This is a genomic window from Pseudomonas sp. GGS8 (assembly GCF_024168645.1).
Lineage (GTDB): Bacteria > Pseudomonadota > Gammaproteobacteria > Pseudomonadales > Pseudomonadaceae > Aquipseudomonas.
Map to the genome: position 1 here is coordinate 6,340,927 of NZ_JALJWF010000001.1, position 21,564 is coordinate 6,362,490.

Here is a 21,564-nt window from a genome sequence, read left to right on the forward strand (position 1 = left end):
CCCGAGTCGCCCATGAAACTGCTGATCGTCGAAGACCAACCGAAAACCGGCCACTACCTGCGCCAAGGCCTGACCGAGGCCGGCTTCAACACCGAACTGGTGGCGGACGGCAGCACTGGCCAGCAACTGGCCTTGAGCGGCGATTACGCCTTGTTGATTCTCGACGTGATGCTGCCCGGCCGCGATGGCTGGCAGATTCTACAAGCGGTGCGCAGCGCAGGTCTGGACACGCCGGTACTGTTTCTGACCGCCCGAGACGCAGTGGAGGACCGAGTCCACGGCCTGGAACTGGGCGCCGACGACTACCTGGTCAAACCGTTCGCCTTCTCCGAGCTGCTGGCCCGGGTTCGCAGCCTGTTGCGTCGTGGCAACGCCACGCCTCAGGAAACCAGCCTGCAACTGGCCGACTTGCGCCTGGACCTGATCCGCCGCCGGGTCGAACGCAACGGTCAGCGCATCGACCTGACCGCCAAGGAATTCGCCCTGCTGGAAATGCTCCTGCGGCGCCAGGGTGAAGTTCTGCCCAAATCGCTGATCGCGTCCCAGGTGTGGGACATGAATTTCGACAGCGACACCAACGTCATCGAAGTGGCGATCCGCCGTTTGCGCCTGAAGATCGACGACGATTTCCCGAACAAGTTGATCCACACTGTGCGCGGCATGGGTTACGTCCTTGAAGAGCGCCCCGCCTGATGCGCCGACTTTCATTAAGCAGCCGTCTGGCACTGCTGTTTGCCGCCTGCACTGCGGTGGTTTCCTTGTTCGCCGGGGTGCTGTTCAGCCGCGCCAGTGAAGCGCACTTTATCGAGCTGGACCAGCAGTTGCTGGACGGCAAACTGATTGGCTTACGCCGGGCGCTGGATGACATTCAGTCCAGCGAAACCGAAGCCAGACTGGCCGATGAATTGAGCCGACAGGCCGATCTTTCACTGCGCATCATTGGCAGTGACGGCCAACGGTTGTACGACAGCTTGCCCCGCCTACCCAAAGATTTGCCGCGCAAGCCTGGCCTGTCGACGGTGAGCGATGACGGCACCGACTACCGTGTCCTGAATGCACCACTGTTCCTCGACAAACCCGACTCACCGCAACTGACTTTGCTGCTGGACATCACCCATCACCAGCACTTTCTGCAGCGCATGCAACACCTGATCTGGCTGACGGTCGGCCTCTCGGCCCTGGCCACCGCCCTGCTCGGTGCGTGGGCCGCGCGCAGTGGTTTGCGTCCGTTGCGGCGCATGAGTGCGGTCGCCAGCGGTGTGTCGGCACAATCGCTCAACGCCCGCCTGCCGGAAGCCGACATGCCGCCGGAACTCGCGGAAATGGCCCACAGTTTCAACGCCATGCTCGGACGCCTGGATGATTCTTTTCAGCGCCTATCGGCCTTCTCTGCCGACATCGCCCATGAACTGCGCACGCCGCTGTCGAACTTGCTGACCCACACCCAAGTCACCCTCACCCGCCCTCGTCCCCTTGAGGATTACCGCGAGGCGCTGCACAGCAACCTCGAAGAACTGCAATGGATGGCGCAACTGGTCAACGACATGTTGTACCTGGCCAAGGCTGACCACGGCTTGCTGATGCCCAAGCGCGAACCGCTGGACCTGGCGGAAGAAGCAGACGTGCTGCTGGAATTTTTTGCGCCGCTGGCCGAAGACGCCCGGGTGAAGTTGAGTCGTGACGGCCGCGCGAACATGCAGGGCGATCGCAGCATGTTGCGCCGGGCACTGTCCAACCTGCTGGACAATGCGTTGAGGTTTACCCCGGCCGGTGGTGAGGTGCGGGTAAAAATTGTCGAGCAACCGACAGGCTTGAGCCTGACCGTTGAAAACAGTGGGGACGGGATTTCTGAAGACTTGTTGCCGCGTTTGTTTGACCGTTTCTACCGGGCAGACCCCGCGCGCCGTGAAGGCAGCAGTGAGCATGCGGGATTGGGATTGACGATCACCCAGTCGATCATCCGCGCCCATGGCGGGCAGATTCGTTGCGAATCGGCTCAGGGGTGGACGCGGTTCGTAATTGAGTTGCCAAGAAAGGACTGAGGCCAGCAGGACTGGCCCCTTCGCGGTCTGACGGACTACGAATACCGCAATGCAGTAGCCGGCTCGACTTTCGCCGCCCGCCACGCCGGATACACCGTCGCCAGAAAGCTCATGATGAAACCGGCAGAACAGATCAACAGCACATCCCCACCCTGCAATTCAGAAGGCAAGTTGCTGACGAAGTACACATCGGAACTGAAGATGTGTTGCCCGCTGACCCGCTCCATCCAGCCCACCAGCTCACTGACGTTCAACGCCGCGATTACGCCGAGCACGCCACCGATCAAGGTGCCGACAACCCCGATCACCGTGCCCTGCACCATGAAGATCGCCATGATCTGCCGCGGTGTGGCGCCGATGGTGCGCAGGATCGCGATGTCCGCGCCCTTGTCGTTCACCACCATGATCAGCGTGGCGATGATGTTGAACGCCGCTACTGCAACGATCATCAGCAACAGCAGGCCGATCATGGTTTTTTCCATTTTCATCGCACTGAACAGACTGCCCTGGGTGTGGGTCCAGTCATCAGCTTTGTAGGCGGCGCCCAGACCGGTCGCGATGTCGCTCGATACTTGCGGCGCGGCATACAGATCCTTCACCGCCAGGCGCACGCTCTGCACCTGATTCGGTTGCCAGTGCTGCATTTGCGCGGCATCGGCCATGTGGATCAACGCCATCGAACCGTCCAGTTCGGCACCGACCTTGAACACGCCCACCACGTTCAACCGCTGCATGCGCGGGGTAATGCCGCCCGGTGCAGTACTGACTTCCGGCACGATCAGGGTGATCTTGTCGCCGACATTCAAGCGAAAGCGCCGCGCGGTGATCTCGCCGACCACCACGCCGAACTCGCCCGGTTTCAAGGCGTCCAGACGCCCTTGAACAATGTGCTTGGCAACGATCGAGACCTTGCTTTCCAGCGCCGGATCAACCCCGCTGATCTGGATCGGCTGCATCGCGCCCTTGTAGGACAGCATGCCTTCCATCTCGGTGAACGGCACGGCGGCGGTGACTTCAGGATTCTTCATCGCCGCGGCGGCTACCGGCTGCCAATCGTCGATAGGGTTCACGCCGACGATGGTCGCGTGGGGCACCATGCCGAGGATGCGCGAGCTCATTTCGCGCTGGAAGCCGTTCATCACCGACAGCACCACGATCATCGCCAACACGCCCAGGGCGAGGCCGATCATCGAGGTCATCGAGATGAAGGAAACAAAGCGATTGCGGCGCTTGGCGCGGGTATAGCGCGAGCCGATAAAGATCGATAACGGTCTGAACATTCGCTGGGGCACCGTATAAAAATAAAAGACCCGGCGCACTGTTCAGTGCACCGGGTTTCAGCCAATCAGATGGGGCTCAGGTAACCTTCCTGCAAATGCAGGACGCGATCCATCTGGCGAGCCAGGTTCATGTCGTGGGTCACCACCAGGAACGCCGTGCGCATCGAGGTGCTGAGTTCCAGCATCAAGTCCTGAATGCCCTGGGCGGTGTGAGAGTCGAGGTTGCCGGTCGGCTCGTCGAGCATTACCAGGCCAGGCTTGTTCACCAGGGCGCGGGCAATGGCTACACGCTGGCGCTCGCCACCGGACAATTCCGCCGGTTTGTGCTCCAGGCGATGGCCCAGCCCTACCCGCTCCAGCAACGCCGTCGCACGCTGACGCGCTTCCGGGATCGCGGTTTTGCCGATCAGCAGCGGCATGCAGACGTTTTCCAGCGCGGTGAACTCAGGCAGCAAGTGGTGGAACTGGTAAACGAAACCCAGCGAGCGGTTGCGCAACAGGCCACGGGCCTTTTCGTTCAATGCCGAGAGCTCTTCACCGGCCAGCCAGACGCTGCCCTTGGTCGGCGTATCGAGGCCGCCCAACAGGTTGAGCAAGGTACTTTTGCCCGAACCCGACGTACCGACGATCGCCACCCGCTCACCCGGATGCAACTCCAGTTGCAGACCGGCCAGAACCTCTACCGATTCCGGGCCTTCCACGTAGGATTTGCCCAGGTTGCGGCAGCTCAAGATTGCTTTATCACTCATGCCCGACTCACTCATAACGTAGCGCCTCCGCAGGCTGGGTGCGCGCGGCACGCCAGGCTGGATACAGGGTGGCGAGGAAACTCAGGACCAACGCGGCGGCGCAGACCATCAACACGTCCTGGCTCTGCACTTGCGACGGCAGGTAATCGATGAAATACACGTCGGCGTTCAGGAATTTGTGGCCGATCAGCCCTTCGAGGGCCGAGATCGCGGCGCTGACGTTCAGCGCGGCGAAGATCCCGACCACGGCGCCGATCAGCGTACCGAAAACACCAATGACCGTGCCCTGGACCATGAAAATCGCCATGATCGAACCCGGCGTAGCGCCCAGGGTGCGCAAGATCGCGATGTCGCCCTTCTTGTCGTTCACCACCATCACCAGCGTGGAAATGATGTTGAACGCAGCAACGGCGACGATCAGCAGCAACAGCAGGCCGATCATGGCTTTTTCCATACGGATCGCCTGATACAGGTTGCCGTGGGTGCGGGTCCAGTCGCGGGCGTAATACTTGTCTTCGCCAAGCTGCTGGGCGATGGTCCACGCGGTGCGCGGCGCCTGGAACAGGTCGTCGAACTTCAGTCGCAGGCCCTGGACCTGATCCGGCTGCCAGCGATGCAGCTTCGCCAGATCCTGCAGATTGGTCAGGCCCAGATAGCCGTCGAGCTCACCGGCGCCGACATGGAAGATGCCGACCACGGTAAAGCGCTTCATGCGCGGGAACATCCCGGCCGGGGTCACGGTGACTTCCGGCGCGACAAACGTCAGCTTGTCGCCAACCGCCGCGCCGAGCTTGGCCGCGGCCTTGTCGCCGATGACGATGCCGAAACTGCCCGGCGCCAGGTCGTCGAGTTTGCCCTGCTGCATGAAGTTATCAATGATCGACACCTGCCGTTCCTGCACAGGGTCGATGGCATTGAGCAGCACTTTGGAGACCTTGCCGTTATTGGTCAGCAGGCCCTGCATCTGAACGAAGGGCGCAACCGCCGTCACCTGCGGGTTCTGCTTGACCTTGGCGGCCAGGCTTTGCCAGTCGCTGATCGGCTCGCCAGACTCGATGGTCGCGTGGGGCACCATGCCCAGCACGCGGGTGCGCATCTCATGATCGAAGCCGTTCATGACCGATAGCACGACGATCATCACGACTACGCCGAGGGCGAGTCCAATCATCGAGGTCAGGGAAATGAACGACACAAAATGATTGCGACGCTTTGCACGGGTATAACGCGTGCCGATAAATACGAAGAGAGGTCTGAACATGTCGGGGCTTGTTCGGAGGGAAAAGGAACGTCCTTGTGGCGGGGGTCGATAACCAGCTTTACACTCAGACCACCGCCGCTACCATGGGTTCGCCATGTCGACATTAGATGAAGAAGATCGCCGCGAATATTACCGTATCGAGGACACGATCGCACTGGAAATTCGGCCCCTGTCTGCTCCCGAAGCAGCAGGCCAGGAAGTGTTGCAGGATGCTTCCCCGCTATTCAACCTGCTCAGCGAACTGCACCTGAGCGAATTCGAGTCACAACACCTGCTGCGCCAGATCAACGAACGCGACCGGGCCATCGCCGCGTTCCTCAAATCACAGAACAAACGCATCGACCTGCTGAGCCAGGTGGTCGCCCTGACCGTGCTCGGTCAAATCGGCGAGCCGCAGCCGGTGATCATCTCCGAAGGCGGCATCGACTTTCAGCATCCGACGCCCATTGCCGTCGGCGCGCACCTATCGGCCAAGCTGGTGCTGATGCCGCAAGCCCTCGGCCTGTTGCTGCGGGCCCGCGTCACCCATTGCGACCGCAAGGGCGACGGCTACGACGTCGGCACCGAGTTCGAATACCTGTCCGATGCCCAGCGACAACTGCTGGCCCGCTACATCTTGCAGCGACAGGCACAAGAACGCCGCCTGGCGCGCGAACAAAACGAAACCGGCCATTAATTAAGGAAGCACCGTGACTCTCATCTACGGCCATCGCGGCGCCAAAGGCGAAGCACCGGAAAACACCCTGACCAGCTTTCAGCAATGCCTCAAGCACGGCGTGCGCCGCTGCGAACTGGACCTGCACCTGTCCAAGGACGGCGAGTTGATGGTCATCCACGACCCGACTCTCAAACGCACCACCGACCGCCGCGGCAAAGTGGCCGAACACACGGCGGCCGAACTGGTGACTTACGATGCACGCAAGGGTGGCCCAGACTGGATCAAACCCTGCCCGATTCCAACGCTGGAAGAATTGTTCGATAAATGCGATTTCGAGCACTGGCAGCTGGAAGTCAAAAGTGCTTCACGCACCCGTGCCGCGACCACCGTGCTGGCGATTCGCGAAATGGCCCAGCGTTTCGGTATGCGGGACAAGATCACGATTACGTCGAGTTCACGCGAAGTGTTGAAAGCCGCGCTGGACCTGGTGCCGGACGTGTCTCGCGGACTGGTGGCCGAGTACGCCTGGCTCGACCCGCTGAAGGTCGCGCAAAATTATGGCTGTGAGATGCTGGCGCTGAACTGGACCCTGTGTACGCCGGAACGCCTGCAGAAGGCGCAGCGTCAGGGGCTGCATGTGTCGGTGTGGACAGTCAACGAGCCTGCGCTGATGCGCAGGCTCGCCGACTTCGGCGTTGACAGCCTGATTACAGACTTTCCCGGTTTGGCCACCGCCACGCTCGAGAATTGCTGAAATCGGTCTCCCCGGCCGGCTCAGGCCACCGGCCGGAGCCACTCAAAAAAGCCGGTTGAGGCCATCGTACGCCGCTACCCGATAGGCTTCAGCCATGGTCGGGTAGTTGAACGTCGTGTTGACGAAGTACTTCAGGGTGTTCTGCTCGCCCGGTTGGTTCATGATCGCCTGACCGATGTGCACGATCTCCGAGGCCTGATAACCGAAGCAGTGAACGCCCAGCACTTCCAGCGTATCGCGGTGGAACAGGATCTTCAGCATGCCTTGCGGTTCACCGGCGATCTGCGCACGCGCCATGCCCTTGAAGAAGGCCTTGCCCACTTCATACGGCACCTTGGCCTGAGTCAGCTCCTGCTCGTTCTTGCCGATCGAGCTGATCTCCGGAATGGTGTAGATGCCGGTCGGCACGTCATTGACGAAACGCCAGCTGCCGTTGTCGACGATGCTGCCAGCGGCCGAACGGCCCTGGTCATGGGCGGCACTGGCCAGGCTCGGCCAGCCGATCACGTCACCGGCGCCATAAATGTTCGGCACGCAAGTGCGGTAGTTCTCATCGACTTCGATCTGGCCACGGCTGTTGACCTTCACGCCGATGTTTTCCAGACCGAGTGCGTCGGTGTTGCCGGTACGGCCGTTGCACCAGAGCAAGGCGTCAGCCTTGATCTTCTTGCCGGACTTGAGGTGCAGGATCACGCCGTTGTCCACGCCTTCGACGCGGTCATAGTCTTCGTTGTGGCGAACCGTGATGTTGTTGTTGCTGAAGTGGTAGCTCAGGGCCTGGGAAATTTCCGAGTCGAGGAAGCTCAGCAACTGACCACGGTTGTCCACCAGTTCAACCAACACACCCAGACCACTGAAGATCGAGGCGTATTCGCAGCCGATTACGCCGGCGCCGTAAACGATGAGTTTACGCGGGGTGTGACCGAGGCTGAGGATGGTGTCGCTATCGTAGATACGCGGGTGATGGAAATCGATGTCCGCCGGGCGATACGGACGCGAACCGGTGGCGATGATGATGTGCTTGGCCACCAGTTTTTCGACCACACCGTTGGCGCAGACCACTTCGATGGTTTGCTCGTCGGCGAAGCTGCCGGTGCCGAAGAACACGTCGACGCGGTTACGGGCGTAGTAGCCGGTGCGCGAGGCGACTTGTTTGGAGATGACTTTTTCAGCGCTTTTCAATACATCCGGGAACGAGAACCAGCGCGGCTCACCAATGGCCCGGAACATCGGGTTGGTGTTGAACTGCATGATCTGCCGGACCGAGTGACGCAAGGCCTTGGACGGGATGGTGCCCAGGTGGGTGCAGTTGCCGCCGACCTGGCGACGGCTATCGACCATCGCCACCTTGCGTCCTGCCTTGGCGGCGTTCATTGCCGCGCCTTCTCCCGCCGGGCCGGAACCCAACACCACCACATCGTAGTTGTAGACAGCCATGCGTACTCCTCAGAACAGGCCGCGGCGCCCTCGGCACCTGCGGCTAAATCACGCCGGTCTGCGGCGTGAAGGAACAATTTGGGGCCAGTGCAGAACCCGGACACAGTCTATAGAAGCGTCAACGCCGCGCACATTAACCCTTGGTCGCGTCGTAGGCTAGTTTTGCCTGCGCTACAAAGCCATCGAAAAATGCTTTTGATCCCGCAATCACTCGGTTTTCTTACCCGCCAGGCGCTCAAAAGCCTGATTGGTGCGTGTGACAAAACCTGTATCGGCACGAATCACAAAGAATGCAGCAATGTCATGCGTTTGGGCATAGTCCCAACCCCGTTCAGGGCCAAGAATCAGCAACAGCGTCGATAAGCCATCGGCCATCAATGCTGAAGGATGAATCACCGTGACTGACGCCAGGGTGTGTAGGACCGGTGTTCCGGTGCGGGCATCGAAGGTGTGGGAATAGCGCCGACCACCCTGCTCGAAATAATTACGGTAGTCGCCGGAGGTGGACACGCCGTAGCCGTCGACGGCGATGACGCGCTCGGCCACTTGCTGGTCATCACGAGGTTCTTCCAGCGCAATGCGCCATGGAGAACCGTCGAGTTTTTTGCCGACGGCCTTGAGTTCGCCGGTGGCTTCAGCGAGGTAGTCGTGGATGCCCAGCGCTTGGAGTCTTGCGGCAATCGTGTCGACCGCGTAACCGGCGGCGATGCTGTTGAAGTCGACCTCGACCGCGGCATCCTTGCATAGCCGGTCGCCGTCGATGCGCAAGTGGCCATGGCCGACCCGCTGCTGCACCTCGGCCAGCGCTTCGGCACTCGGGACTTTTTCTTCACGCGCCTGCGGACCAAATCCCCAGAGGTTGAGCAGCGGCTCCACCGTCAAATCGTAGGAGCCTTCGCTTTGCGAAGACAATTGCTCGCCGACGCGGACCAATTCGAGTACCGGGCCAGGCATGACCTGACAGCGACCGGCCGGCAGTGCGTTGAAGCGTTCGGTGTCCGAGTCGCTGCGATAAGTCGAAAATTGTCGATCCACTTCGGCGAGGATATTTTCCACTTCGGCCTGCACCGCTTTCGGCCCGGGCGTGGAGGCATGCCTTACGTATTGAATGGAATAACGACTGCCCATGGTCGGGCCGTCGAAGCGTTCCAGGCTATCACCGTTGCCGCAACCGGACAAAACGCCGGCCACAACCACAAGTCCACTCCACCGTCCAGTTAACAAATCTTCATCTCCCCTCAAAACCGCGCCCGCCATTATGGGCTTCAGAGCGCATGGGAGCGAGGTCGGCTCATGCCCACAGGCGCAGCGCTCTCAAATAAGACTTACCAGAGTGAGTATCTACAAATGTCTTCCAGCACGAGCAAAGGCAAAGCGATCTTTCGCGTTGTCAGCGGTAATTTTCTCGAAATGTTCGACTTCATGGTCTACGGCTTCTACGCCACGGCCATTGCCAAAACCTTCTTTCCCGCCGATAGCGCGTTTGCTTCCTTGATGCTGTCTCTGGCCACTTTCGGGGCCGGTTTCCTGATGCGTCCGCTGGGGGCGATTTTCCTCGGCGCCTACATCGACCGCCACGGCCGCCGCAAAGGCCTGATCATCACACTGGCGATGATGGCCGCCGGCACAGTGCTGATTGCCGGTGTGCCGGGTTACGCGACGTTGGGCGTCGCGGCGCCGCTGATCGTATTGTTTGGCCGCCTGTTGCAAGGCTTCTCGGCGGGCGTGGAACTGGGCGGCGTGTCGGTGTACCTCGCCGAGATTTCCACACCAGGCCGCAAAGGCTTCTTCGTCAGTTGGCAGTCCGCCAGCCAGCAAGCCGCGGTGGTATTCGCCGGCCTGCTCGGCGTGGGTTTGAACCACTGGCTGAGCCCCGACCAAATGGGTGAGTGGGGCTGGCGCGTGCCGTTCCTGATCGGCTGCATGATCGTGCCGGCGATCTTCGTGATCCGCCGTTCGCTGGAAGAAACCCCGGAATTCCAGGCGCGCAAACACCGCCCTACCCTACGGGACATTGTCCGCTCGATCGGTCAGAACTTCGGCATCGTCCTCGCCAGCATGGCGCTGGTGGTGATGACCACAGTCTCGTTCTACCTGATCACCGCCTACACCCCGACCTTCGGCAAAGCCGAGTTGCACCTGTCGGATCTGGATGCGTTGCTGGTGACGGTGTGCATCGGCCTGTCGAACTTCTTCTGGCTGCCGGTGATGGGCGCGCTTTCCGACAAGATCGGACGTAAACCCCTGCTGCTGGGCGCGACGATTCTGGCAATCCTCACGGCTTATCCGGCGCTGTCGTGGCTGGTCGCGAGCCCCAGCTTCAGCCATTTGCTGATCGTCGAATTGTGGCTGTCGTTCCTGTATGGCTCGTATAACGGCGCCATGGTGGTGGCCCTGACTGAGATCATGCCGGTGGAAGTGCGTACGACCGGTTTCTCCCTGGCCTACAGCCTGGCGACCGCAACGTTTGGTGGTTTCACACCGGCGGCCTGTACGTACCTGATCCATGTGCTGGACAACAAGGCTGCGCCGGGGATCTGGCTCAGTGGTGCGGCGGTGCTGGGGTTGATCGCGACGCTGGTGTTGTTCCGTGGCAATCGGCATGCGTTGCGCACGGCGCAAGCGCAAATCGTCGGCGGCGCTCGCTAAAAGGCATGCAGCCAAGGCGGCCCCTCTGCGAATCTGGTCTCAAGCCATGTCTTGAATGCCATGAGCGTCGCCGGTGTGAAGGCGGCGGACGCTCGCACCAGATAAATCCCGCCCTGGGCATCCAGATCCCACGCCGGCAGAACGCGCACCAACTGGCCGTTGGCGATCTCCCGGCTCATCAGCCACTCGCCGGCGCCCAGAATGCCGACGCCGGCCTTGGCCGCGGCGAGCAACGCTTCGCCGTCGTTCGAGATCAAGGTTCCCCGGCTGATGACCTTCTCCTGCCGATCGCCCTTCGACAAGCGCCATTCAGGGAACGCCGCCAGGCCGGTGAAGCCCAGGCAGTTGTGATCGCTCAATTCTTTCGGGGTGGTCGGCAAGCCGCGCTGTTCTATATAAGCCGGTGAGGCGCAGAGGATGCGGCGATGATCGCTGAGCTTCTTCGCCACCAGCCGGTTGTCGTTCAATTCGCCGATACGAATTGCCGCGTCGAACCCTTCGGCAATGATGTCGACGACACGATCGCTGTAGTCCACCTCGACGGAAACCAGCGGATGAGCGGCCAGAAATTCCGGCAACATCGGCGCCAGCCACAGGCGCCCCATCGCCGCCGGAAAAGCCAGGCGCAAAACGCCGCGCACCTGCGCAGCGCCCAGTGATGCTTCCTGTTCGGCCTCGATAATCAACCCGGTGGCAGAGCGCAGACGCTCGACGAGGCGGTTGCCGGCATCGGTCAGCCGCACCTGTCGTGTCGTGCGCTCCATCAGCCGTACGCCCAAACGCTTTTCCATGGCCGCCAGCCGCTTTGAAATCACCGTCGGATGACGTTGCAGCAGACGTCCGGCGCCCACGAATGAATGCGCCGAAGCAACCGCAAGCAGCGCGGCAATTTCATCGATGTGGCGGCTGTCCAGTGGGTTCACGAAACACTCTTCTTTCAGGTTCAGGCGATCAAGGTTTGAGGACAATCGCTCCGCGAGATTGGCCGCCTTGCAGATCGGCATGGGCGTTGGCCACATCGGCCAATGCATAGCGGCCCCAGATGCCGGGCTTGATTATGCCCGCCTCGACCGCGGCCAGTACATCTTCGGCCCGTTGCCGGTATTCAGAGATATCCGCGGTGTGCGCGCCCAGTGAAGGACGGGTCAGGAACAATGAGCCCTTGGCATTGAGCGTGGCCAGTTCGACCGCCGTCGGCGCCCCGGAGGATGCCCCGAAAGACACCATCAGCCCACGCGGTCGCAGGCAGTCGAGCGACGCTTCGAACGACACGCGCCCGATGGGATCGTAGACCACATCGGCTTTCTTGCCGTCGGTGATCTTCGCGACATCCGCGGCGAGTGTCTGGGCGCTGAACACCAACACCGCATCGCAGCCCAGCGCCTCGGCCGTCTCGACACTCTCGGCCCGGGACACGATGCCGATGACAAAAGCCCCCAGGTGTTTGGCCCACCTCGCCATGATTTGCCCGAGGCCGCCCGCTACGCCATACAGAACCATGATGGTGCCGGGGCCAACTGGATAAGTCGTCTTGAGCAGGTACTGCGCGGTAATGCCCTTGAACAACACAGCGGCGGCTTCTTCAGCCGTCAACGCGTCGGGAATCGGCACCAGTCGCTCGGCCGGGTACAGCCGCGCGCTGGCGTAAGCACCAACAGGCCCCGTGGCGTACGCCACCCGGTCACCCACCGTGACGTTGCTCACCCCCGCGCCGATGGCGGCAACCCGGCCCGCCCCTTCAAGGCCCAGCCCCGACGGGAATGACAGCGGAACGGCGCCGTTGCGCTGAGTCACATCGAGGAAGTTGACGCCAATCGCCTCTTGCTCCAGCCAGACTTCACCCGGCCCCGGTTCACGCGCCGTCACTTGCTCAATGTTCATCACCTCAGGTGCACCGGTGTGTGCGACACGAACGACTGAAACCATTGCCTGACTCCTTCATTTCAGCGCAGCCCGTCTGCGCGATGTGCAGGGAGTATCGGCATTCGATTTATAGCGAACAATATAGCCTTATTGCAGTTCATTACTGCACACAGTGCAGCAGTCCGAAGCCCTCGGCAACAGGGCCACAGCAAGGGCCAGGATGATCAGTGCCACGGCGACGGCAAACGTTATCCGCATGCCGCTGGCTACGGCTGCGGGCGACGCCGTGGTGATGTCTGCCGTCGCCGAGGCAAGCGCAAACACAGCGCCCATCACCGAGGCCCCGGTGATCAGGCCGAGATTGCGCGACAGGCTGAGCATGCCGGATATCACGCCGCGCTGGTCCGGGCGGATGTCGGTCATGATTGCGGTGTTGTTGGCCGCCTGAAACAGCGCGTAGCTGGCTGTGATCACCGCGATGGGCGCGAGGTAACCGAGGAGGCCGATCCCCGCAGGCATCATCGATAAAGCAGCCGCGCCGAGCGCCATTGCCGCGAGCCCGAAAAGGGTCATGCGCCGAGTGCCAAAACGGTCCACCAGGCGACCGGCCGGTACGCCAGTCAATGCAGCCACCAACGGGCCGACCGACAAGGCGAAACCGACAAGTGCCGTGCCGAGGCCAAGCGCACCCGAGAGATAAAACGGCCCGACCACCAGCGTCGCCATCATCACCGTCGAAACGAGCGCGCTCATGGCCAGGCTGGCGCTCAGTCCCGGTTGACGGAACAACGCCAATTTGATCAATGGCGACGCAACCGAGGCCTCAACGAAGATGAAAAGCCCTGCGCCGAAAACAGCCGCCAGCAGCAACGCGACATTGAGCGGACCAAAATCACCGTGCCCGAGCGTCATGGCCAGCGCATACGCCGCGAGCGTCAGTGCCAGCAGCAACGTGCCAGCCTTGTCGAATCCCACCCGCCGCGCTTTCGCCCGCTGAGCATCCGCCGGCAAATAGCGATACGCGAGCCAGATATTCAGAACACCCAGCGGCACGTTGATCAGAAAAATCGCCTGCCAGCCAACGCCGGCAATCAACATCCCACCGAGCGACGGCCCCAGCGTGGTGCCGATCGCCGACATCGTCCCGAGCAATCCCATGGCGCTGCCGGTCTTCTCTTTCGGCACCGTTTCACCGACAAACGCCACGGTCAGTGCCAACATGATTGCCGCCCCAAGCCCCTGCACCGCCCGGGCGCCGACCAGCCACCCAAGCGACGGCGCAACACCGCAGGCCAGCGATGACAGGGTAAAAATGGCGATGCCCGCCAGCAGCGAACGCCGACGGCCGACCCTGTCGCCGAGCCGTCCGACGCTGACGATCAGCGTGGTGATCGCCAGCAGATACGCCAGCACAATCCACTGCACGTGTTGGAAAGAAGCATCGAATGCCTCGGCCAATGTCGGCAATCCCGCATTGGCGATGCTGGTGTCGAGTGAAGGCATCAACATCGACAGCGAAAGGCTGGCAAGCGCCCAACGCACCGAACCTGATTGAGTGATGAGTTTCACTGTCTGGCCACATCTGAGAGATAGATCAGCAGCGTATGCCCGCGCATGACAAGGCGGAAGGCGCAGCATTTGCACTTGATAGATGCGTTTGACGCCATGCCAGCCCCGAGCCGTGCTAACGTTGCGGCATGACCACTCCCGATCTCAATCTGCTGATTACCCTGGACGTGCTGCTCGCCGAAGGCAGCGTCGCCCGTGCCGCCCAACGACTGCGGCTGAGCCCGTCGGCCATGAGCCGGGCATTGGCACGGTTGCGCGAAACGACGGGCGATCCGCTGCTGGTGCGGGCCGGACGCGGCTTGGTGCCAACGCCCCGGGCGCTCGAATTGCGCGAACACGTCAGCCGTTTGGTGCAAGACGCCGAAGCGGTTTTGCGCCCCGCCGAACAACTCGACCTCAAGCAGTTGGTGCGCACGTTTACGCTGCGCACCAGTGACGGCTTTGTCGAAAACTTCGGCCCGGCGCTGATTGCCCGCGTCAGCCAGGAAGCCCCCGGCGTGCGCTTGCACTTTGTGCAGAAGCTGAGCAAGGACAGCGCCGCACTTCGCGACGGCTCCGTTGACCTGGAAACCGGTGTGGTCGGCGGCACGACCAGCCCGGAAGTGCGCACTCGTGCATTGTTCGAGGACCGCTTCATCGGCGTCGTTCGCACGGGGCATCCGCTGAGCCAAGGTGAGGTCAGCGCCTCCCGTTACGCCGCTGGCCGGCACATCCTGGTTTCACGGCGCGGATTCGATAAGGGGCCGATGGATGAAGCGTTGGAAGCGCTGGGACTGCAGCGGGAAATCATCACCGTCGTCGGCGGTTTCTCGGCCGCCCTGGCGCTGGCTCGCGCCTCGGACCTGATCGCCACCGTGCCCGCCCGACACACCCGAAACCTGCGCACCGGCCTGCACAGTTTCGATCTGCCGTTCGAGCTGCCGCCGATCACCATTTCGATGCTCTGGCATCCACGGATGGATGCCGACTCGGCGCATCGCTGGCTGCGTGAATGTGTTCGAGAGGTTTGTGCGCGGCCCTGAGGAACCCTCAACCCTTCCTTTTCTGAAGCCCCTTCAACCGCACACTCGCGCGTTGCGCCGCCGCCATTTTCTCCGGACGCTTCATGCGTTTCCATTTTCTGATGTCGTCCTTGGTGCGACCACAACTGACACACAGTTCACCACTGAGCTGGCAAACGGAAATACACGGATTTTCGATATCTTTGGCCATGGCTCAACCTCGCGTCGAGCGCTTGGGCGCCAGGCGTTGCTGCCAGTTGCCGCCATTGGCACGCTGACATTGTTCTTCAGAATCAAACTGCACATGGGCTGCGACCGGGCTGACGAGAACGTCCGCTTCATTTAATGCTACGGCCGTCAGTTCAACCATGCGCTCACCCTGCCCGCTCGCCAGCGCCTGATTCTTGTTGGCCTGCGTATCGAAGACCCAGATCACCCGCAGGCTGGATGGAAAGGCGTCGTAATCGACTTCGCGGGTCAACCAGCAGAACCCGACTATTTCCGCTTTGGCTGTTTCGCACGCCTCGGTCAGAGTGGCGATCAGGCGACGTTCGATGTGTGCCTGATCGCGTTTGCTTAAAGACATCGGGTGGATCCTTGGGTGGCGGTCAACGGAAAAGGGCCATCATACGTGACCTCACTCGCCTTTCGGCTCGCTCCTTAAACAAGATACGAAACGAATGCGAAGTTGATTTTTCCCTCAGACCTGCCGCCATCGTCCTACTTGCTTGTCTTTCGCATGTGTATCAGCGCGACACGGCGCCCATCCTGCGACACCCGCTCCTCAACCCCAAACGGCACAAACCCGAGCTGCGGATACAAAAGCAGCCCAGCCGTGTTCTCGTTGAAACACGAAAGCTGCACCTCGCTTGCCCGATGACGTTCAAACGCCAGCCCCACCATCGTTTCCAGCAAAAACCTCGCGACACCTTTCCCTCGAGCTTTGGGCGAAACGATCACATTGCCGATCGCGCAAATCCCATCGCGCTCAAACGAATAAAAGTTAGCAAAACCGACAACAGCATTATCCCCTTCAACCACTGTTGAGTCCGAGCGTTGAGCTATCGATGCAAGCAGTTGAGCTTCCGTCAGCGGGTACTGCGCCTTCGGGAACATGAAAAAAAGCTCTTGGGAAGTTTGAGGAAAGTCGCAAATCGTCAACACGTCTTCAGCACTGACGGGGCGGTGGGTTAGCAGCATTGGTTTGGCTCCATCCAAAGGTCGATGCGACAGATTACGTTTTGCCGACGCTGGATAAAAGAGACTCGTGACAGCGGCTCCATCTCGACGGCTCAGGTAAAAGACTATCCCTATCACCCCCCAATACTCCCCCTATTAGCTGACTGCTTTATAGGCGTCTACCCTTACTGGAGCGCTGGCGTACGCCGGCCGGTTGAGACCTGAGAAGAGATACGAATGAGTCAGAGAGCGTACTAGGCTTGCCGTGGGCCACCGTGCTGGCAACTCGATTGCCGCTATCCGGATTTCCCGTGTGACCACGACGATCAATTGATCGCACGGCTGCAGCCTATGTCATTGATTTCGCTCGTCGCTATTGCGTGCCCAACCCCGGGCCGGATAGCCGGATGAACACGACCAAAGGTAGCGCACACATGGCAAATGAATCGAAATGCCCGTTCAACCACGCCGCCGCTGGCGGTGGCACGACGAACCGCGATTGGTGGCCCAACCAACTGAATCTGAAAATCCTGCACCAGCACTCGTCTCTGTCCGACCCTACGGACGAAGGCTACAACTATGCCGAAGCGTTCAAAAAACTGGACTTTGCTGCAATCAAGCAAGACCTGCATGCACTGATGACCGACTCGCAAGACTGGTGGCCAGCGGACTTCGGTCACTATGGGCCGCTGTTTATTCGCATGGCCTGGCACAGCGCCGGTACGTACCGCGTCGGTGACGGTCGTGGCGGTGCCGGCTCCGGTCAGCAGCGCTTTGCACCGCTCAACAGTTGGCCGGACAACGTCAGCCTCGACAAGGCGCGCCGGCTGCTTTGGCCGATCAAGCAAAAGTACGGTCGCAACATCTCCTGGGCCGACCTGATCGTCCTCACCGGCAACGTTGCGTTGGAGTCCATGGGCTTCAAGACCTTTGGTTTTTCTGGCGGTCGGCCAGACGTTTGGGAACCGGATGAGGCCGTCTACTGGGGCACCGAAAACAAGTGGCTGGCAGGCGACACCCGCTACGAAAAAGACAAAAAAAAACCCATGCAAGAACCCGGCGAAGGCCCTCTCGTTGCCGAGCCGGGGGAAAATGAGGAGAGCCGTACCGAAGGCGGACGCAACCTGGAGAACCCGCTCGCCGCCGTGCAAATGGGCCTGATCTACGTCAACCCCGAAGGCCCGGAAGGCAACCCGGACCCCGTCGCCGCGGCGATAGACATCCGCGAAACCTTCGGGCGCATGGCGATGAATGACGAAGAAACCGTGGCGCTGATCGCTGGCGGCCATGCCTTCGGTAAAACCCACGGGGCCGGCCCTGCCGACAACGTCGGCGCCGAGCCCGAAGCCGCTGGCCTTGAACAACAGGGCCTGGGCTGGAAGAGCACCTTCGGCAGCGGCAAAGGCGGCGACACCATCACCAGCGGCCTGGAAGTCACCTGGACCACCACACCCACGAAGTGGAGCAACAACTTTCTGGAAAACCTGTTCGGCTTCGAGTGGGAACTGACCAAGAGCCCCGCCGGCGCCAACCAGTGGACGGCGAAAGGCGGTGCCGGCGCGGGCATTATTCCGGATGCTCACGACCCGTCCAAGCGGCGTAACCCGACCATGCTGACCACGGACCTGTCGCTGCGATTCGACCCGATCTATGAACCGATTTCGCGGCGTTTCCTCGCCAATCCGGATCAGTTGGCCGACGCCTTCGCCCGCGCCTGGTTCAAACTGATCCACCGCGACATGGGCCCCCTCTCCCGCTACCTCGGCCCGGAAATGCCCAGCGAAGTACTCCTGTGGCAAGACCCCATCCCGCCAGTCGACCACCCCTTGGTTAGCGACAGCGACATCGCCGCACTCAAAGGCAAGCTCCTGGCCAGCGGCCTGAGCGTCTCGCAACTGGTATCAACCGCCTGGGCAGCGGCCTCCACCTTCCGCGGCTCCGACAAGCGCGGCGGCGCCAACGGCGGGCGCCTGCGCCTGGCCCCGCAGAAATCCTGGCAGGCCAACCAGCCTGATCAACTGGCGATCGTGTTGGCAAAACTCGAAAGCATCCAGAACGAATTCAACAGCGCACAAACCGGTGGCAAGAAAATCTCGCTGGCCGACCTGATCGTGTTGGCCGGCAGCGCCGGCATCGAACAAGCCGCGAAAAATGCCGGCCTCACGCTCACGGTGCCTTTCACACCGGGACGGATGGACACCTCGCAAGAACAAACGGATGTGGAATCCTTCGGCTACCTCGAACCGGCCGCCGATGGCTTTCGCAACTACCTCAAAACCCGTTACCGCGTACCGGCCGAGGCACTACTGATCGACAAGGCGCAACTGCTGACCCTCACCGCGCCAGAAATGACCGTGCTCATCGGCGGGCTGCGGGTGCTGAACACCAACGTCGGCCAAACCCAACACGGGGTCTTCACCAAGCAGCCGGGAGCCTTGACCAACGACTTCTTCAAAAACCTGCTCGACATGGGCGTGGAATGGAAACCGGTGTCGCAGGACAACGAGGAATTTGAAGCACGTGATCGCAAAACCGGCGACCTCAAATGGACCGGGACGCGCGTTGATCTGGTGTTTGGATCGAATTCACAGTTGAGGGCGCTGGCTGAGGTCTATGCCTGCAACGATGCGAAGGAGAAGTTTGTGAAAGACTTCGTGGCGGCTTGGGTCAAGGTGATGAACCTGGATCGCTTCGAGCTTAAGTAACACGAACAGTAATGCTCAAACCCGCAGCGCCTCCCCGTGTGGAGGCGTTGTGCTTTTTGCTGATCGCAGGAAGAGCCTAAGCGGGAGAAATCGTGGCAAGCGCACCAATCAAAATGGTCAACACCAGAAATCCACCCAGGAAAATTGCCATCTTGCCCATGAGGCCTCCTACGTTATGAGTTTGCGGTGCAGCGGTTACCACCACCTGACCGTGCCGTCATTCTGAGCCGGTGGCCGGGTTCATTACAGATGCAGATAGCCCGTAAAAAACCGTATCAGCGGAATATTTTCCCCGCCCCTGGCACATCCCACACCCATCGAAAACGGATACAGCATCAGCTTAAGACGATGGGTGATTTGACCTTGACTGATTCAGGATCAGTCCAGCGGTGCCATTGCGCCCGCGGCCGCACTCGTCAGCGGTAGTGCTTCCAGTGCACTGGCGAGGAAATCGACAAACACCCGAACTTTCTGCGACACATGCCTATGACTGGAGTACAGCGCATAGATCCCACGTCGAGGCATCGACTGCCCAGGGAGCAGTTGCAGTAACTGGCCACTGTCGAGCAAGGGCTTGGCGATGAACGAAGGCAAGGCGCCGATGCCCAGGCCGGCCAGCAACATGTCACTGAGCATCAGGCTGTTGTCCACCGCAAGGCGCACTGGCAGTTCCAGGCGGCTACTGCCTTGCGGGCCTTGTAGGTGCCAACTGCCAGGATGCTCGGCCAGGCGATATGCCAGGCAGCTATGCTCGCGCAGGTCGTCGACGCTATGCGGCGTGCCGTTGGCCAACAGGTAAGCCGGTGCGGCACAGATCACTTGTTCAACTTCACCCAGGCGTCGGGAGATCAGCGAGGAGTCTGGCAGGTGGCTGCGAATCCGAAGCGACACATCAAAGCCCTCGCTGACTACGTCCAGCAGCCGGTCGTCGAGGGTGAGCTCGACCTTCAGCTCTGGGTAGCGCTGCATGAATGCCACCAGGATCGGCGACAGCACCTTGAGGCCAAACGACAGCGGCGCGTTCACTCGTAAACGACCGCTGGGTTCACTGGCGCCGACTTGGGTCGCACGCTCCAGGGCTTCCAGTTCGTCGAGCAGGTGGCAGCATTCGTTGAAATACGCCCGCCCCGCCTCGGACAGGCTCATCCGGCGGGTGGTGCGCAGTAGCAACAAGCTGCCCAAGCGTTCCTCCAACTGCCGCACCTGCTTGCTCACCGCCGCTGTGGACTGCCCCAGGTCGAGAGCGGCCAGGCTGAAGCTGTCGCGCTCGACCACGCGGCGAAAGGTACGCATGGCCACCCATACATCCACATTGTTTCTCCTGGGTTAAAACTCAATCAATGAAGCGGCTGATTATCTATGATTTATCAGCCAATAACATGACCGCTCCCCCTTAAGGAGTCATGTCATGTTGCGGTATTCGTGGATCAAAAATCTTACCGGGCTGGCCGCCTTGTCTGTGCTCAGTTCACTGTGCAGCGCTGGCACGCTGGCTAAGCCCGAGGTGGGTATCAGCCCCTGGGGGCAGAAGGACGAGATCGGGCGCCTGAACCTGATGACCCCTCAGTCGCAAGCGGCGATCATGGCCCGGACCAATGGTGCCCAGGCCTACGACCTGGCAGTGGAATACTTCGTCGGCATGCCCAGCTGGCAAGCGGCGGGTGACCCGCCCTACCAGATGTGGATGACTCATACCCCCCATGGCAATGTGATCGCCGACCCGATGAAGGTCGGAGAACCGATGAACGAGCACGTCAGCTATAGCGGCTCGGCGGTGTCCATGTATGCCCACATGGGCACCCATATAGACGCTCTCAACCACTTTGGCCTGGACGGCAAGATCTGGAACGGCTTTCGTGCCGATCAGCACCTGGGCGACCGTGGCTGGAATGTCACTGGAGCAGAAAAACTGCCCCCGATCATCGCCCGCGGGGTGATGATCGATGTCCCAGCAGCCAAGGGCCTGGAGCAACTGGCGGATAGCTACCGCATCACCCGCAGCGATTTACAGCAGGCGCTGGCCAAGCAGCGAGTGACGCTGGAGCAAGGTGACGTCGTGCTGATCCGCACCGGACGCATGCGTGACTATGAGCACGCCCAAGCCTACATGGCCAACCCGCCAGGCCTGAGCCTGGATGCGGCGAAGTTCCTGGTGGAGGACGGCGGCGCCATGGTCGTCGGTGCCGATAATCTTAGTTTTGAGACTTTCCCTTCCGAGGTCGATGGCAACTACCTGCCGCTGCACACCTATCTGTTGGCCATGCAGGGCGCACCGATCATTGAGCTGGTGAATTTGGAGGGCTTGTCCAGGGACCGCGTTTACCAATTCGCCTTTGTGGGGGCCTCTTTGAAGCTGCGCGGAGCCGATGCGGCGCCGATTCGTCCAATGGCCCTGCCCGTCCACTGAGCACACGGCGCTA

General features: G+C 61.0%; 20 protein-coding genes. 8 read left to right on the top strand and 12 right to left on the bottom strand.

Going from position 1 to position 21,564, the window contains the following annotated elements; genetic code table 11:
- Positions 1-12: 12 nt before the first annotated feature.
- Both J3D54_RS28485 and J3D54_RS28490 read left to right on the top strand, forming a co-directional pair.
- Positions 13-693, top strand: coding sequence for a heavy metal response regulator transcription factor (locus J3D54_RS28485; RefSeq protein ID WP_253425722.1), 681 nt, complete (start codon positions 13-15; stop codon positions 691-693).
- Positions 693-2,042, top strand: coding sequence for a heavy metal sensor histidine kinase (locus J3D54_RS28490; RefSeq protein WP_253425725.1), 1,350 nt, complete (start codon positions 693-695; stop codon positions 2,040-2,042). The genes J3D54_RS28485 and J3D54_RS28490 overlap by 1 nt, the downstream gene beginning before the upstream one ends.
- A 35-nt stretch (positions 2,043-2,077) precedes the next feature.
- Here J3D54_RS28490 and J3D54_RS28495 read toward each other — a convergent pair whose 3' ends face one another.
- The 3 genes from J3D54_RS28495 to J3D54_RS28505 form a co-directional block, all read right to left on the bottom strand.
- Complete coding sequence (locus tag J3D54_RS28495; RefSeq protein ID WP_253425728.1) at positions 2,078-3,322, bottom strand: lipoprotein-releasing ABC transporter permease subunit; 1,245 nt, start codon at positions 3,320-3,322, stop codon at positions 2,078-2,080.
- A gap of 65 nt (positions 3,323-3,387) precedes the next feature.
- A complete protein-coding gene (gene lolD, locus J3D54_RS28500) occupies positions 3,388-4,071 on the bottom strand; it encodes a lipoprotein-releasing ABC transporter ATP-binding protein LolD (RefSeq protein ID WP_253425731.1) in 684 nt (227 codons plus the stop codon).
- A 7-nt stretch (positions 4,072-4,078) separates the two neighbouring features.
- Positions 4,079-5,329 (bottom strand): lipoprotein-releasing ABC transporter permease subunit, encoded by a 1,251-nt coding sequence (locus J3D54_RS28505; RefSeq protein ID WP_253425734.1) that lies wholly within the window; start codon positions 5,327-5,329, stop codon positions 4,079-4,081.
- A gap of 94 nt (positions 5,330-5,423) precedes the next feature.
- Here J3D54_RS28505 and J3D54_RS28510 point away from each other — a divergent pair, with 94 nt between their 5' ends.
- Both J3D54_RS28510 and J3D54_RS28515 read left to right on the top strand, forming a co-directional pair.
- Positions 5,424-6,005: a PilZ domain-containing protein gene (locus J3D54_RS28510; protein ID WP_253425737.1), complete on the top strand. Its 582-nt coding sequence runs from the start codon at positions 5,424-5,426 to the stop codon at positions 6,003-6,005.
- Between the two features lie 13 nt (positions 6,006-6,018).
- Positions 6,019-6,741: a glycerophosphodiester phosphodiesterase family protein gene (locus J3D54_RS28515; RefSeq protein WP_253425739.1), complete on the top strand. Its 723-nt coding sequence runs from the start codon at positions 6,019-6,021 to the stop codon at positions 6,739-6,741.
- Between the two features lie 42 nt (positions 6,742-6,783).
- On the opposite strand, the gene sthA is transcribed toward J3D54_RS28515, so the two are convergent.
- Positions 6,784-8,178 (bottom strand): Si-specific NAD(P)(+) transhydrogenase, encoded by a 1,395-nt coding sequence (gene sthA / locus J3D54_RS28520; protein ID WP_105346766.1) that lies wholly within the window; start codon positions 8,176-8,178, stop codon positions 6,784-6,786.
- A gap of 207 nt (positions 8,179-8,385) precedes the next feature.
- Positions 8,386-9,435, bottom strand: a complete 1,050-nt coding sequence (locus J3D54_RS28525; RefSeq protein ID WP_253425741.1) for an FAD:protein FMN transferase — start codon at positions 9,433-9,435, stop codon at positions 8,386-8,388.
- Positions 9,436-9,525: 90 nt separating this feature from the next.
- Here J3D54_RS28525 and J3D54_RS28530 point away from each other — a divergent pair, with 90 nt between their 5' ends.
- Entirely contained in the window at positions 9,526-10,827 is a 1,302-nt protein-coding gene (locus tag J3D54_RS28530; RefSeq protein WP_253425743.1) for an MFS transporter, read from the top strand.
- Here the strand turns inward: J3D54_RS28530 and J3D54_RS28535 are convergent.
- From J3D54_RS28535 to J3D54_RS28545, 3 genes are all read right to left on the bottom strand, one after another.
- Complete coding sequence (locus J3D54_RS28535; protein ID WP_253426827.1) at positions 10,824-11,750, bottom strand: LysR family transcriptional regulator; 927 nt, start codon at positions 11,748-11,750, stop codon at positions 10,824-10,826. The two genes, J3D54_RS28530 and J3D54_RS28535, sit on opposite strands and share 4 nt — an antisense overlap.
- Before the next feature lie 28 nt (positions 11,751-11,778).
- Positions 11,779-12,753 carry a quinone oxidoreductase gene (locus J3D54_RS28540; RefSeq protein WP_253425744.1) on the bottom strand — a complete coding sequence of 325 codons (975 nt, stop codon included), beginning with the start codon at positions 12,751-12,753 and terminating at the stop codon, positions 11,779-11,781.
- An 84-nt stretch (positions 12,754-12,837) separates the two neighbouring features.
- Positions 12,838-14,259, bottom strand: coding sequence for an MFS transporter (locus J3D54_RS28545; RefSeq protein ID WP_253426829.1), 1,422 nt, complete (start codon positions 14,257-14,259; stop codon positions 12,838-12,840).
- 128 nt (positions 14,260-14,387) lie between these two features.
- Here J3D54_RS28545 and J3D54_RS28550 point away from each other — a divergent pair, with 128 nt between their 5' ends.
- Positions 14,388-15,281 carry a LysR family transcriptional regulator gene (locus J3D54_RS28550; protein ID WP_253425746.1) on the top strand — a complete coding sequence of 298 codons (894 nt, stop codon included), beginning with the start codon at positions 14,388-14,390 and terminating at the stop codon, positions 15,279-15,281.
- Between the two features lie 7 nt (positions 15,282-15,288).
- Here J3D54_RS28550 and J3D54_RS28555 read toward each other — a convergent pair whose 3' ends face one another.
- From J3D54_RS28555 to J3D54_RS28565, 3 genes are all read right to left on the bottom strand, one after another.
- The gene (locus J3D54_RS28555; RefSeq protein ID WP_081626539.1) at positions 15,289-15,471 is read right to left on the bottom strand and encodes a DUF1289 domain-containing protein; all 183 of its coding nucleotides are present in this window, start codon (positions 15,469-15,471) and stop codon (positions 15,289-15,291) included.
- 3 nt (positions 15,472-15,474) lie between these two features.
- Entirely contained in the window at positions 15,475-15,846 is a 372-nt protein-coding gene (locus J3D54_RS28560) for a hypothetical protein (RefSeq protein ID WP_253425748.1), read from the bottom strand.
- A 134-nt stretch (positions 15,847-15,980) separates the two neighbouring features.
- Positions 15,981-16,460, bottom strand: a complete 480-nt coding sequence (locus J3D54_RS28565; protein WP_253425750.1) for a GNAT family N-acetyltransferase — start codon at positions 16,458-16,460, stop codon at positions 15,981-15,983.
- A 386-nt stretch (positions 16,461-16,846) separates the two neighbouring features.
- Here J3D54_RS28565 and katG point away from each other — a divergent pair, with 386 nt between their 5' ends.
- Complete coding sequence (gene katG / locus J3D54_RS28570; RefSeq protein WP_253425754.1) at positions 16,847-19,144, top strand: catalase/peroxidase HPI; 2,298 nt, start codon at positions 16,847-16,849, stop codon at positions 19,142-19,144.
- Between the two features lie 378 nt (positions 19,145-19,522).
- Here katG and J3D54_RS28575 read toward each other — a convergent pair whose 3' ends face one another.
- Positions 19,523-20,455, bottom strand: a complete 933-nt coding sequence (locus J3D54_RS28575) for a LysR family transcriptional regulator (RefSeq protein WP_253425755.1) — start codon at positions 20,453-20,455, stop codon at positions 19,523-19,525.
- 97 nt (positions 20,456-20,552) lie between these two features.
- Between J3D54_RS28575 and J3D54_RS28580 the strand changes: the two genes are divergently transcribed.
- Entirely contained in the window at positions 20,553-21,551 is a 999-nt protein-coding gene (locus tag J3D54_RS28580; RefSeq protein WP_253425756.1) for a cyclase family protein, read from the top strand.
- Positions 21,552-21,564: the final 13 nt, after the last annotated feature.

Bases quoted from the DNA above. Each gene is read 5' to 3' on its own strand.
- J3D54_RS28565 (WP_253425750.1), bottom strand. From the start codon at position 16,460: ATGCTGCTAACCCACCGCCCCGTCAGTGCTGAAGACGTGTTGACGATT.
- J3D54_RS28580 (WP_253425756.1), top strand. From the start codon at position 20,553: ATGTTGCGGTATTCGTGGATCAAAAATCTTACCGGGCTGGCCGCCTTG.
- J3D54_RS28490 (WP_253425725.1), top strand. From the start codon at position 693: ATGCGCCGACTTTCATTAAGCAGCCGTCTGGCACTGCTGTTTGCCGCC.
- sthA (WP_105346766.1), bottom strand. From the start codon at position 8,178: ATGGCTGTCTACAACTACGATGTGGTGGTGTTGGGTTCCGGCCCGGCG.
- lolD (WP_253425731.1), bottom strand. From the start codon at position 4,071: ATGAGTGATAAAGCAATCTTGAGCTGCCGCAACCTGGGCAAATCCTAC.
- J3D54_RS28540 (WP_253425744.1), bottom strand. From the start codon at position 12,753: ATGGTTTCAGTCGTTCGTGTCGCACACACCGGTGCACCTGAGGTGATG.
- J3D54_RS28495 (WP_253425728.1), bottom strand. From the start codon at position 3,322: ATGTTCAGACCGTTATCGATCTTTATCGGCTCGCGCTATACCCGCGCC.
- J3D54_RS28525 (WP_253425741.1), bottom strand. From the start codon at position 9,435: ATGGCGGGCGCGGTTTTGAGGGGAGATGAAGATTTGTTAACTGGACGG.
- J3D54_RS28505 (WP_253425734.1), bottom strand. From the start codon at position 5,329: ATGTTCAGACCTCTCTTCGTATTTATCGGCACGCGTTATACCCGTGCA.
- katG (WP_253425754.1), top strand. From the start codon at position 16,847: ATGAACACGACCAAAGGTAGCGCACACATGGCAAATGAATCGAAATGC.
- J3D54_RS28485 (WP_253425722.1), top strand. From the start codon at position 13: ATGAAACTGCTGATCGTCGAAGACCAACCGAAAACCGGCCACTACCTG.
- J3D54_RS28550 (WP_253425746.1), top strand. From the start codon at position 14,388: ATGACCACTCCCGATCTCAATCTGCTGATTACCCTGGACGTGCTGCTC.
- J3D54_RS28530 (WP_253425743.1), top strand. From the start codon at position 9,526: ATGTCTTCCAGCACGAGCAAAGGCAAAGCGATCTTTCGCGTTGTCAGC.
- J3D54_RS28555 (WP_081626539.1), bottom strand. From the start codon at position 15,471: ATGGCCAAAGATATCGAAAATCCGTGTATTTCCGTTTGCCAGCTCAGT.
- J3D54_RS28560 (WP_253425748.1), bottom strand. From the start codon at position 15,846: ATGTCTTTAAGCAAACGCGATCAGGCACACATCGAACGTCGCCTGATC.
- J3D54_RS28510 (WP_253425737.1), top strand. From the start codon at position 5,424: ATGTCGACATTAGATGAAGAAGATCGCCGCGAATATTACCGTATCGAG.